Annotated in this window: 8 protein-coding genes; 4 read left to right on the top strand and 4 right to left on the bottom strand. The window is 70.8% G+C overall.

Translation table 11 applies throughout. From position 1 onward, the window contains the following. Positions 1-176 precede the first annotated feature (176 nt). Positions 177-2,000, top strand: a complete 1,824-nt coding sequence (locus tag ACSHV8_RS17505; RefSeq protein WP_436534330.1) for a Xaa-Pro dipeptidyl-peptidase — start codon at positions 177-179, stop codon at positions 1,998-2,000. A 161-nt stretch (positions 2,001-2,161) separates the two neighbouring features. On the opposite strand, the gene ACSHV8_RS17500 is transcribed toward ACSHV8_RS17505, so the two are convergent. Together ACSHV8_RS17500 and ACSHV8_RS17495 are read right to left on the bottom strand one after the other, a co-directional pair. Further along, positions 2,162-2,896: an enoyl-CoA hydratase/isomerase family protein gene (locus ACSHV8_RS17500; RefSeq protein WP_436534328.1), complete on the bottom strand. Its 735-nt coding sequence runs from the start codon at positions 2,894-2,896 to the stop codon at positions 2,162-2,164. A 148-nt stretch (positions 2,897-3,044) separates the two neighbouring features. Then, complete coding sequence (locus ACSHV8_RS17495) at positions 3,045-4,220, bottom strand: endonuclease (RefSeq protein WP_436534326.1); 1,176 nt, start codon at positions 4,218-4,220, stop codon at positions 3,045-3,047. Between the two features lie 163 nt (positions 4,221-4,383). Between ACSHV8_RS17495 and ACSHV8_RS17490 the strand changes: the two genes are divergently transcribed. Then, a complete protein-coding gene (locus ACSHV8_RS17490) occupies positions 4,384-6,138 on the top strand; it encodes a hypothetical protein (RefSeq protein WP_436534324.1) in 1,755 nt (584 codons plus the stop codon). Here the strand turns inward: ACSHV8_RS17490 and ACSHV8_RS17485 are convergent. After that, positions 6,110-8,749 (bottom strand): TIM barrel protein, encoded by a 2,640-nt coding sequence (locus ACSHV8_RS17485; protein WP_436534322.1) that lies wholly within the window; start codon positions 8,747-8,749, stop codon positions 6,110-6,112. The genes ACSHV8_RS17490 and ACSHV8_RS17485 overlap by 29 nt on opposite strands. Positions 8,750-8,753: 4 nt before the next feature. Continuing rightward, the gene (locus ACSHV8_RS17480) at positions 8,754-9,521 is read right to left on the bottom strand and encodes a citryl-CoA lyase (protein WP_436534320.1); all 768 of its coding nucleotides are present in this window, start codon (positions 9,519-9,521) and stop codon (positions 8,754-8,756) included. Between the two features lie 162 nt (positions 9,522-9,683). Between ACSHV8_RS17480 and ACSHV8_RS17475 the strand changes: the two genes are divergently transcribed. Both ACSHV8_RS17475 and ACSHV8_RS17470 read left to right on the top strand, forming a co-directional pair. After that, entirely contained in the window at positions 9,684-10,730 is a 1,047-nt protein-coding gene (locus tag ACSHV8_RS17475; RefSeq protein ID WP_436534318.1) for a ThuA domain-containing protein, read from the top strand. A gap of 11 nt (positions 10,731-10,741) precedes the next feature. Further along, on the top strand, positions 10,742-12,832 hold the full coding sequence (locus ACSHV8_RS17470) for an outer membrane protein assembly factor BamB family protein (protein WP_436534317.1): 2,091 nt from the start codon (positions 10,742-10,744) through the stop codon (positions 12,830-12,832). Positions 12,833-12,951 lie beyond the last annotated feature (119 nt).

Raw genomic sequence — 12,951 nt, 5'->3', positions numbered from 1 at the left:
AGGCCGCCACCAGCCATTATCCGCGCAATCCGCAAGATCATGCCGAGCGCCTGTGGACAGAGCGCCAGTGTGGAAAACCTCAACGGCGGCGGACCTGTCGGCCAGGCCCCACAGATCAGGGCCCGGGTCGCCCCTCCGGAACCCCAACAATCGACGAACGGCGATATGGTGACGCGATGCGATTTGCCGCATCGATTGCCGTGATTGCCGTTCTTCTCGCGCCGTCGGCCGCCGCCGCCTCGCCGTCGGCCAGGTCATCGCCGGCCACGTCCCCGCCGGCACAGGCAGGCGCCCGGCCCGGCACCCAGCCCACCTACGACTACACCCAGGCCATCCGTGAACAGGTCTGGGTGCAGAGCACCGTCGACAGCGACTTCGACGGCCGGCCCGACCGCGTCGCCGTCCGCATCATCCGCCCGGCCGCCACCACCCGGGTCCCCGTGATCTTCCAGGCGAGCCCTTACTACGCGGGCCTCAACGACGTGCCGAACCACGACGACATCGACCGGGGTGGCGCTGCCGCCGTCGCCAAGGGTTCGGCCGTGGCCCGCGCCGACAGCATCACGTTCGCCGGTTACCTCGACAATTATTTCGTACCCCGCGGTTATGCCGTGGTTTTCGCGGACAGCCTCGGAACCGGCGGTTCCACCGGTTGTCCCACGTCGGGCGGCCGGAATGAGACGCTCGGCATGAAGTCGGTGGTCGATTGGCTTAACGGCCGCGCCAAAGCCTTCGACGCCTCCGGCAACAGCGTGCGGGCGAATTGGTCGACCGGCCGTACCGGAATGATCGGAGTCTCCTACAACGGAACCCTGCCGAATGCGGTCGCGGCGACCGGTGTGAAAGGTCTGGAGACGATCGTCCCGATCGCCGGCATCTCCAGCTGGTACGACTATTATCGCGCCAACGGTGGCGTGGTCGCCCCCGGCGGTTTCCAGGGCGAGGACCTGGACGTGCTGGCCCGAGCGGTGCTGACCAGGGCGAATCCGGAGGTCTGCGCCCCGGTCATGGACGCCATCGAGCGCGCGCAGGACCGCGAAACCGGCGATTACAGCGCGTTCTGGGCCGAGCGGGATTACACCCGGGACGTGAGCAAGGTTCGCGCGAGTGTGTTCCTGGTGCACGGGCTGCACGACGACAACGTCCGTACCCTGCAGGCCGGTCAATGGTGGGATGCCCTGGCCGCGCGGCATGTCCCGCGGAAGATCTGGTTGCATCAGGCCGCGCACACCGACCCGTTCAACATTCGCCGCGACGTCTGGCTGTCGACACTGAACAGCTGGTTCGACTACTGGCTGTACCGGATCGACACCGGCATCATGCGTGAGCCGATGGCCGACGTCGAAACCGCGCCGAACCACTGGCAGACCGCGTCCACCTGGCCGGTCCCGTCGACCCGCCCGGTTTCGCTGCGGCTCGGATCGGGCCCCCGGGAGACGTTCGTCGACAATCCGGCGCGCACCGCCGAGGACCTCGCCGCCTCGCCGGAGGCCGATGACCCGAACCGGCTCGTGCACCTTTTCCCGGTGCTTTCCAAAGAAACCCGCATCTCCGGTACGGCGGAAATCACCGTCAAGGCGGATGTGACGGGACAGTCCCCCTACCTGACCGCATTGTTGGTCGATTACGGCCCGGCCGAGCGCTACGCCGGCGTGCGGACTCTCGCCCAGCAGGATTGCGTCGGCCCCGGCATCGACGGTGATCCGGGTTGTTTCAACCGCCGCGAATACGTCACCGCCACGACGCCGTACGAAATCGTCACCCGCGGCTGGCTCGACATCCGCAACCGCCTTTCGCCGTCCCGCACGACGCCGGTGGTGAGTGGTCGCCCGTACACGTTCCGGTGGACGCTGCAGAGCACCGACCATGTGTTCGCCCCCGGCCACCGCATCGGCGTGGTCCTCATCTCCACCGAACGCGACCACACCCTCCGCTACCCGTCCGGCACCGTCATCGGCGTCGACCTGTCCCATTCCAGCCTGAAGGTCCGCCTGAGCTGATCACCGGTTGTCCGCCGTGGGCCGGGTGTTGCCCGGCCCACGGCGCCGGGCCCGACTCCCGAGGGCTATGGCCGACTTGCCGGGCGGTGACGCCGGCGCAGGGTTCCTATCGCGCAGAGTGAATACTCAAGGCAATCGATCGATGATCTGGGGTGAGTGTCCTATCTGCTGCGGACGGCGGTCATGAAACGGTGGAGCCGCCCGTCCTCGGCCGCCCGCAGCCAGAGGCGCAGTACCCGCGGATCGGTGCCCATCCGGGCCAGCGGCGCCGCCTGGAGCTGCTCTTTCGTGATCCGGAAGACTTCGGGCGGGGTCCGGTCGGCCATCTCGCGGGCGCGGGCCACGGCGGTCTCGATCAGAGTGCCGGCCGGGGACACCTCGTCGACCCGGCCAGCGGTGAGCGCGGCCGGCGGGTCGAGCGTGTCGGCGGCCAGGACCGCGCGGCGGGCCGGCGGGATTCCGTAGGCGTAGGCGAGGATTTCCAGGGCCGCGGTGGGGAACGGGACGCCGACCGCCAGTTCGGTCACGCCGATCGTGCCGGCCGCCATGATCCGGTGGTCGCACGCGGCGGCCAGGACGGCGCCGCCGGCGATGGCGTGGCCGTTGACGGCGGCGACCACGGGTTTGCCGAGGCCGAAGACGGTGCGGAAGGTGGTTTCCAGGGCGGGGAGGAACGCGTGCACGTAGGCCGCGCCGCCGTCGACGATGCGCCAGAGGTCGACCCCGGCCGAGAAGGCCCGGCCGCTGCCGGTGAGCACCACCGCGCGGGAGGAGTCGACGTCGAGCTGGGTGAACGTGGCGGTGAGGCGCTCCAAGAGCTCCAGGTCGAGCGCGTTGACCTTGCCGTGCGCGAGCCGGACCACGGCCACGCCGTCGGTCTCGTCGAGTTCGATCACCGGCACCTCCCGGGTCGGGCCTCTCGACAATACGCCCGGGACCACGCGGTGGCCCCGGGCGACATGACATTCACATGCAGCGAACAGAACGGCCGATCATGAAACCCGAACACAGAACCGGGCATCCGCCGTACGGCGGAATCGGGTTTCAGAAAATCGACGAGACCCACTCCGGGTGGTCGATGAACGGGTTGCGGTTGTGCTGGTAGGTCGCGTAGATGACCTGGTTGCGGTTCTTCTCGAAGGCGTCCGGCGGGTCCTGCGTGTTCCACTGCTTCAGGACCGAGAGCCTTCCGAGGTACGGGTTGGTCCCGTTGCTGACCGAGTCGTTGACCTCGAGGTTGGGCCAGCCGTCGTCGCCCTCGTAGCGCACCGCCATATAGAAGATCATGCGGGCCACGTCGCCCTTGACCGCGTTGCGGGGCTCCCACGAGTCGGAGTCGGTGTAGTTGCCGGGTGCGCCGGTGGCCGCGCTGCCGCCGGTGTCGAAGTCCTTGTTGTCGCGCAGCGCGTTGACCGCCACGTCCTCGGGCCGCAGGTGGTGCAGGTCGGTGCCGGGGCCGGTGGCGGTGCCGAAGTCGCCGTGGCTCTTGGCCCACACGTGTTCGCGGTTCCAGTCGCCGGAGTCGCCGCCGTTGAGCGTCTTGGACCGGCTGATCCCGGAGTAGAGCAGGATCACGTTGGAGGAGTTGGACGGGTCCTGGTCGGTGACCTTCAGCGCGTCCCACACGGCGTCGTAGGAGATCTTGGTGACCCCGGTGGAGATGATCGTGTGCAGGGCGGCCTTGAGTGCGGCGCCGGACTTGCCGGAGGCGGCCGCGTAGTAGGCGTCGGTGGTGCTGGACGCGGTCGGGGTGGCCGTGGCCGTGGAGGTGGCGGTCGGGCTGGTCGTCGACGACGTGCCGAGCGTCATCGCGGTCGGGGACTTGAGGCCGGCGTGGGAGAAGTACGCGGTGAGCGTGCCGGTGACGGTCAGCTGCTTGCCGATCAGCGACGGGTTGCTGAGCAGCCCGAACGACGCCCGGTAGGAGCTGGTGATCTGGACGTACAGCATGCTGCCGGTGCTGGTCGTGGTCTTGCTGTCGGCGATCGCCAGGGCGGTGTCGCCGGTGAAGTCGCTGAACCGGACCGTGCTGGTGGCGGTCGGCTCACCGACGATGTAGCCGGTGACGGACGCGGAGGCGCCGGTCTGGCTGCTGATCGCCTGCGCGACGGTGAGCGAGGTGGCGGCCGAGGCGGGGACCGAGGCCAGCGTGAACAGCAGCGCCAGGACGCCGACGAGGGCGGACAGGGAGAGCGCGAGTACGCGCTTCGGTACGGGCATGGGGGGTGCTCCGTTCACCAAGGTTGTATAGACAGCTATATAAGTCTCAGTGATCGAATCCCCCGGGTATTCATACCGAACGGGTCATACCCAGAGGCCACTGTCGGGGCCGGGCGGGCGGCCGATAGCCTCGGGTGGCGACGGGGAAGGGATACGGATCGGCTTGGGCATCGAGGAAGACCTGGCGTTGCTGCGCGCCTTCGAACCGGTGGCCAAGTTCACGGAGGGTGAATGGTTCTACCCGGTCTCGGTGCAGCGCTACGTCGAGCAGGCCAGTCTGTGGCGGGTCGACCCGGGCCGCAGCCCGGCCCGGATCGTGCCGCCGGGCGGCCTGAACCTGGACTCCCTGGCCGCCGCCGGCGGGGCCGAGCAGGGGCTCAAGCATTCACTGTCCGGGATCGGCGGCACCGAGAAACATCTGGCGCACATCCCGCTGCGGGAGCGCCCGCCGCACCTGGCCCGGGCCAGCCGCCTGGCCTCGGTCGGCCTGACCGCGCGCCTGGTCGACGCCATGAACCGGTTCTCGCTGCTGTTCCGCGGCAGTGTCCCGGGCGGCAGTGCGGCCCGCTCGTTCCTGCTGCAGCGTGACCATCTGCGGCCGGATCAGCCCACCTACTACGGCCGCGTCCTGCGGGACGATCCGTGGATCGTCTGCCAGTACTGGTACTTCTACTCGTTCAACAACTGGCGGTCGGCGTTCGGCGGGGTCAACGAGCACGAGGCCGACTGGGAGCAGGTCACCGTCTATCTGGACGGCACCGGCGCGACCGGGCCGGACGGGCTGCCCCCGGCCCGGTGGGTGGTCTTCTCGGCCCACGACGAGACCGGCGACGACCTGCGCCGGCGGTGGGACGACCCGGACCTGACGGTCCACGGCGGCCGCCATCCGGTGGTCTTCGTCGGCGCCGGCTCGCACTCCGGCGCTTATCTTCCGGGCGATTATCTGATCACGGTACGGCCGCCGAAGCTGCGCGGGCTGGTCGGCGCGCTCCGCGGTTCGGCGCGACTGCTGGCCCCGTGGTCGGCCGAGGACCGGCACAACGTCGGTATCCCGTACGTGGACTACGCCCGCGGCGACGGCCGCATGATCGGTCCCGGACAGGCCGAGGGCTGGAATCCGACCCTGATCGGCGACGAGACCCCGTGGGTGCGCGACTTCCGCGGCCTGTGGGGCCGCGACACCCGGGACCGGCTGGGCGGCGAGCGGGGCCCGGCCGGTCCGCGCTACAGCCGCAACGGCACGGTCCGGCAGTCCTGGGCCGACCCGGTCGGCTGGGCCGGACTGGCCAAGGTCGTCCCCAACCCGCAGGCCGAGCAGCAGCTCATCGAGATCCGCACCCGGCAGAACGGCGAGCGGCTGGCCGCCCTGGACCGGGAGATCGACACCCTGCGCCACGATCTGGCGGTCGCCGCGGCCGGCCTGCCGGTGGCCGCGCCCGAGGTGCGCGGTCTGCTCGCCGACGAGCAGCGGCTCCTCGGCCTGCGGATGGAACGGACCCGCCTGGCCGATGAACAGAAACGGGCAACCACCGCCACCCCGGTCGCGCACGACCCGCACGCCCACCTGCAGCACCGGCGGCTGCCGATGGAACCGCAGACCGGGCTGCTCGGCCGCGCCCGCTCCTGGTGGGCGGTGCTGAGCACCCCACTGATCCTGCTCGCCCTGGGCGCGGTGGTGAATCCGTTCGGGGTGGCCGGGTCGAAGACCGCCCTGATCCTGCTCCTGGTGCTGCTCACCGTCGAGGGCGCGGTCCGCGGGAAGTTCCTGGCCGTGCTGTTGCGCCTGGTCCTGGCCTGCGTGGCGGTGGCGATCCTGGCCGTGCTGTGGCTCGACGGGGCGTACGTCGTGACGTTCGTCTTCTTCCTGGCCGCGGTCCTGGTGCTGCTCGTCAACATCCGGGAGGCGTGGCGCCGTTAGCCAGGTAATCCCTGGTCGCGGCCAGCGCCATCCGCGCGTGCTGTTTGCCGCCGACCTGCGCGACCAGGGTGGCCCGGGGGATCTCCAGCGCGTAGGGCAGCCCGGGCGGCAGCGCGTCCAGGATGCCGTGGATGTCGATGCCGCCCTCGCCCGGGAACAGCCGCTCGAACCGTGCGGTGTGGATCAGGCCCTCGTTGGTGGCCGGCACGGTCGGCGGGGCGTCGCACACGTGCACGAAGTGGAACCACTCGGGCGGTAGTTGCCGCAGCTCGGCGATGCTGGACCCGGAGCGCGCGAAGTGCAGCAGGTCGACCAGGATCCCGGCGTTGGGCTGGGCCGCCTCGCGCAGGATCCGCACCGCCGTGTGCAGGTCCGGCGTCTCCGTCCAGGACGGGAACTCCAGGTCCAGGGTCAGGCCGAACGGGCGGGCCAGCTCGCACAGCCGCGCGTACCGGTCGATCTTGCGGTTGCGGTCCGGGTCCGGCAGCTGGGCGATGACGTGCCGCGCGCCCAGTTCGGCGCCCGCCTCCAGGAAGCGCCGGAAGTCGTCCGGGTCGTCGTCCGGGCTGATCCGGGCCAGCTCGATGTCGAGCACCTCGACGCCGGTCGCGGCCAGCCGGACCTTGGTGGTGCGCATCAGCGCCGGGTCGGTGGCCAGCGGATAGTGCGGCTCCTGGGGCGTCACCCGGGTCAGCCGCAGGCCGACGTACCGGTAGCCGCCGTCGGCCGCCGCGTCGACCAGTTCCGGCGGGGACAGGCTCAGCGCGGTCAGATGCGCGAGCGAGAAGTCGTGCCGGGTGTCGGTCTCCCGTTCCCGCAGGGCGTGCAGCCGTCGCGATCGATGAGCCGCCATCCGTACGGGCGAGCTCACCGCCCCGCCGTAGCCACGATGGTCCCCGACCCGCTGGATCACCGCGAAGAACAGCCGCGAGCCCAGGATCTCGGTGTAGAAGTGCAGGTAGGTGCCGTGCTCGTCCCGGTCGTAGAGGATCGAGTGCTCGCGCAGGTCGTCGAGCAGCCCGGCCGGCAGGTCGAGCCGCGCGTCCAGGTCGGTGTAGTAGTTCTCCGGGATCTCCAGCCGCGGGAAGCCGAGGTCGCGCATGGTCCGCGCGCTGGCCACCGCGTCGTCGGTGCGGAACGCGACGTACTGCGGATCGGCCACCGTCGGCGCCCAGTCGCCGCGCCGCAGCGGGGCGGTGTTGAGCGCGATCCGCACCCGCTGACCGGCATCGGTCGCCGACCGGCTCCGGATCATCCCGAACGGGGCCGCCACCTCGGCCGCCCCGGTGACCGTCAGGCCGAACAGTGCCCGGTAGAAGAGCGTGTCCTCGTCGAACGCGTCGACCGAGGTGGTCAGCGACACGTGGTCGATGCCGGTGATCCCGGCCGGGGTCGCCGCGCTGCCGGTCACCTGGAAGTCCCGCAGCCAGGTGTCCTGGTCGGCGCCGGTCCGGACCAGGAAGACGGCCGTCCCGTCGGGCGCGGCGATCGAGTTCAGCTCGGCCTCGCCCGGCTCGCGCAGGCGCGGCAACACCGGGGCGAGCAGCATTTCGGCCCGCCGGGTGGAGGCGACCGGGTCGGCACTGGACACGGCGAGAGCGCAGATCGCGGCGGTGCCGGGCGCGACCGTACGCTGGGATCCGAAGTTGAGCAGGACACGCGCGCCGTTCTGATCCCAGAGCTGGACCGGCTTGGTGCGGTGCTGCCCGGCGTGCGCGAAGCCGAGCCCGGTCAGCGCCCCGGCCACCCGCGGCCCGGAGACGTCGTCGACCGCGATCTCGGTGAACGCGTGCCCGCCGAGCTCCGGCGCCGGCGGCAGCCCGCCCCGGCCCGGCCCGACCGCCTCCTGCAGGACCAGCAGCGAGCGCATCGCGTCGATCGCCGCATGCCGCGGATCCTCCTGCCGGTAGACGTCGTTGAACACCTCGACCGACAGCGGCCCGTCGTAGCCGGTGCTCAGCACGTGCGCGACGAACCCGGTCAGGTCGAATTCGCCCAGCCCGGGCAGCACCCGCTGCTGCCGGTTGGCCGAGTCGGCCACCTGCAACCGGAAGATCCTGTCGCCGGGGATCACCCGGATCCCGGCCGGGTCGTCCCCGGTCGCCAGCACGTGGAAGCTGTCCAGGCACAACCCCAATGCCGGATGACCGGCCCGCCGCACGATCCGCCAGGCCCGCGCGTACGTGTTCACGAACCGCCCCTGCGCCTGCGGCTCGTAGGCGATCCGCAGACCCCGCGCCGCGGCCCGTTCCGCCAGCTCGGCGAGCTGCTCGGCGGCCAGGTCGTCGTCGTCCACGCTGTCCGGTGACACGGAGGAGCGCACCAGGAGCGTTGTCGAACCCAATTGCTCCAGTACGGCGAAAGTCCGCTCGGCCCAGCGCACGGTCACCGCGAACTCCCGCGGCGGCACGGCCTCGACGTCGCGCGGCGCCTGATAGAGGTCGACGGTCAGCCCGCGGCGCGCGCACTCCTGCCGGATCCGCGCCGGCGACCACGGCGAGGCGACCAGGTCACTCTCGGCCAGCTCGATGCCCTGGAAGCGGGCCGCGGCGGCCGCGGCCAGCTTGTCGTCGAGGATCCCGGAGAGGCCGACGGTGGCGATGGACAGCATGGCGTCACCCCAGGTAGGTCGGGCGGACGGCGGGCGGGATCGGGCCCTTGTTGCGGCGGCCCTGGCCGATCTCCTCCCAGGCGTGGGCGAGGACACCGACGCTGCGGCTGAGCACGAACAGGCCGCGGGCCAGTTCCGGCGGGAATCCCAGCTCGGCGTAGATGACGGCGGTGGCGCCGTCGATGTTCATCGGCACCGGCCGGTGGCGTCCCCGGTTGAGGACGGCCTCGACCGCGCGGGCCGCCGCCACGAACTCGCCGGACACCGTCCCGGCCGTGACCGCCCGGTCGACCAGCGCCAGCAGCGGATCGCGCCGCGGGTCCCGGGTGTGGAACCGGTGCCCGAAACCGGGCAGGTAGCGGATCCCGCGGGCCTGCCAGGCGGCGACCACCTCGGCCGCCGGCGTCCCGCTGTCGACGATCTCCCGCAGCAGCTCGACGCACTGCTGACCGGCGCCGCCGTGCGAGTCGCCGAGCGTATTGATCGCGCTGGCCATCGCGTTGTTGATGCCGACCCCGCAGGTGGCGGCGATCCGGGCGACCGCGATCGACGGCGCGTGCGGCCCGTGGTCCACCCCGGCCACCAGGGCCGCCTCCAGCAGCCGGGCCTGCTCCGCGCTCGGACGTGACCCGCGCAGCATCAGCCAGATCATCGCTCCGAAGCCGGTGGTGCCGATCAGGTCCTGGACCGGGATGCCGCGCAGCTCGATGCGATCCGGCTCGATGCGGGACACCGCGGTGCCCCACCAGTCAGCGACCTCGGTGTCCGTCATACCGGCACTGTAACCGCGGTCCGCTTAGTGGTCCAGATGGTCTGAACAGTGGAACGTCATCGATGCTTGCGCATCCTGAAACAACGTCCCTATATTGAGCCGGACCTTAGAGCGGTTCACCAGGTCCGCCTGGTGGACCAACGCCGGAAAGGCGGCAACTCCATGGCGAAACTTCCCCGACGTGCGGTCCTGCGGGGCGCGGCCGCGGCGACCGCGGCCGCGGCCACCACCGCGTCCGCCCCGGCCGTGGCCGGCGACCGGCACGCCGGCGGCCGGGAGCCCACGACCAAGCAGCCGATCACGACGACCGTTCCGCACGGCCAGGAGCAGTACTTCGACCCGTACTACAACGTGGTCCGCGGCCGGGTGCCCGCGTCCTACCACCCGTGGGTGAGCAACCGGCAGGACCGGGTGCTGCTCTACACGCGTACCGCGGGTCCGCGGCACGCGCATCTCGGGCCCGCCCTCGCGGCCGGGCTGAATCCGCCGCTGACCCCGGCCCACGTGCTGCAGAACGCGGTCGTCAAGTGGCTCGGTGAGGTCGGTGTCGGCGTCGACTGGACCGAGGACGTCACCCAGCTGCCCGGCATCGGCAGCACGTACAAGGCGGTGATCTTCGGCAGCACCAGCCGGGACACGCTCTGGAAGCACGGCACCGCGGTGCAGCCGGCGGCCGCCGTGAACACGACCACCGGTGCCCACCTGGACGCCGGGAAGACCGCGCTGCGGCAGTACGTGCGGGCCGGCGGCGGGTTCGTCGGCATCCACAACGCGATCGGCGGCACCGAGTACAACTGGCCGTACTACGAGGGGCTCAGCGGCGGCACCCAGTACTACGACCACGGCGCGCTGCAGGCCGGCACGGTCGTCACCCTGGCCCAGGACTCGTCGACCGTGGGGCTGCCGCCGACATGGGACTTCAAGGACGAGTGGTACAACTGGCTGCCGTTCCCGACCCGGGTGAAGTTCCTGCTCGCGGTGGACGAGTCCAGCCTGGCGACGAAGTCGGCGACCCACCCCGGTCACGGGAAGTTCCACCCGATCTCGTGGTGCCAGTACTACGACGGCGGCCGCTCCTGGGTGACCGCGCTCGGGCACGACTCGGCGGCCTGGACCGACGGCTCCGGATACGTGGGCCAGGCCTTCTTCAAGAAGCACATCGTCAACGGGATCCTGTCCGCCATGGGCAACCTCCCGTTCTGCAGCTGAGCGGAGGGGTCGTGGAACGAAGGAAATTCCTGGCGGGTGCGACCGCCGGTGCGGCCGGTCTGGGCGTTCCCGGACTTCGGGGCGGCGCTGACGCCGTACCCCGGCAATCGTCGGCCTTTGGTCGGCCCGGCAAGAACTTTCCGAAGGTCTGTGGAGACCTCGGGAACACCAACCACTCGGACCTGAGCCGGATCACCCGCCGCAACCTGAGCCGGCTGGGCGGGGCCTGGCACGTCAACCTGGAGGGCGGCAGCACCGCCCAGCATCAGCAGAGCACGCCGGTGGTGCAGGACGGCGTCCTCTACGTGCAGACCACCCAGCAGAACGTGTTCGCCGTCGACGGCCGGACCGGCGCGATCAAGTGGAAGACCAGCGTCGGCACCCGCACGACGAACATGCGCGGCGTCGCGCTCGGCGAGGGAAAAGTCTTCTCGACCAGCGGCGCCAACATCGTCCACGCCCTCGACCAGAAGACCGGCGCGATCGTCTGGCAGCGGCAGCTGATCACCCCGGACGAGGACAACGGCACCGGCGGCTCGGCCGGAACCCTGGCCGGCGCGGTGGTCTACTTCGACGGGCTGATCTACGTCGGCATGCAGGGCAGCACCGGGGGAGCGCGCGGCCGGGCGTACGCGTTGAAAGCCGCCACCGGCGAGGTCGCCTGGACGTTCTGGGCGGCCCCCGGGCCGGGCGAATTCGGTCACGACACGTGGGCCGGCGAGTCCTGGCGGACCGGCGGCGGCGTGCCCTGGATCCACCCGGCCGTCGACCCCGAACTCGGGCTCGTCTACTGGACGTTCAGCGGGCCGTGGCCGCGCACCGACGGGTCCTCGCGGGCCGGCGACAACCTGTTCGCCAACTCGATCGTCGCCCTGGAGGCCAAGACCGGCAAGCGGCGCTGGCATTTCCAGTCCGTTCACCACGACATCTGGGACCTGGACAACGTGATGGCCCCGGTGCTGGCCGACGTGCAGGTCGAGCGGCGCACCCGCAAGGTCGTCGTCTACGGCAGCAAGGTCGGCATGTACTACGTCCTCGACCGGCGCACCGGGGAGGCGGTGCACGGCATGACCGAGAAAGCGGTACCCCAGGACGTACGGCAGAGGACCGCGCCCACCCAGCCCTTACCGGGCGGAAAGCCGTTCGTCCCGCAGGAACCGCGCATCGACAAGGCGACCCGGCCGGTGCCGTTCTACGAGACCGGCGGGCTGTACACGCCGCACTGGGACCGGCCGGTGATCCTGTTCCCCGGCGCCGGCGGTGGCGCCGACTGGACGCAGATCTCGTTCAACCCGCACACCGGGTGGATCTACGTCGGCTACGGGCTGATCAACTCCGGGTACTCCAACGCCCGCGACGGGCGGGTCAACACGTCCCGGCCGCTGGGGGAGTACTTTGCCGGCGGGCTGGCCGCGGTCGACCCGTCGACCAACACGCCGGTCTGGGTCCGGGACGGCGAGTGGTCCCTGGCCCACGGCAACGGCATCCTGACCACCGGCGGGCGGGTGATGTTCCAGGGCGGGCCGGACGGTGTGCTGCACGCCATGGACGACGTCAGCGGTGACGTGCTCTGGAGTTTCCAGACCGGCGCCGGCGTGCACACCAGCCCGATCGCGTACGAGATCGACGGCGAGCAGTACATCGCGGTCCTGGCCGGCGGCAACGGCCTGCCCTACCCGGACATCCCCAAGGGCGACCACCTGTGGGCGTTCAAGCTCGGCGGGACCGTCGGGCCCGCGCCCACCCCGACTCCGCCGTCGAAGCGCAACGACATCCGGGTCGCCGCGGTCACCGGCACCACGGTGACGCTCGGCCGGGTGTGGAACTCGGCGGCCGGGACACCGGGTCCGACCGAGAACACCGTGGCCCAGAACGCGATGTCCCCGCAGCACCTGGCCGTCGCGGCCGGCACGACGGTCACGTTCGTCAACCCGGCCGACAACGGCTTCGCCCACGCGGCCGTGTCGTTCTTCGACGACGAGTTCGACACCGGCGTGCTGATGCCCGGCGACTCGTACACGCACACGTTCACCGCACCCGGCACCTACTTCTACAACGACGCCGTGTTCCCGCAGAGCACCGGCAAGATCGTCGTCTCCTGACCAGGCTTCGAAGGGAAGATCATGAAGAGCACCCGGACCAAGAAGACGTGGACCAGGCCGAGGACGCAGTGCCTGGAGTCGCGGCCGGAGGTCTCCGCGTACTCCGGGGACGGCTGGCC

It is taken from the genome of Actinoplanes sp. HUAS TT8 (genome assembly GCF_051380535.1).
GTDB lineage: Bacteria > Actinomycetota > Actinomycetes > Mycobacteriales > Micromonosporaceae > Actinoplanes.
The sequence above is the reverse complement of the archived record's forward strand: the minus strand, read 5'-3'. Positions and strand labels throughout refer to the sequence as shown.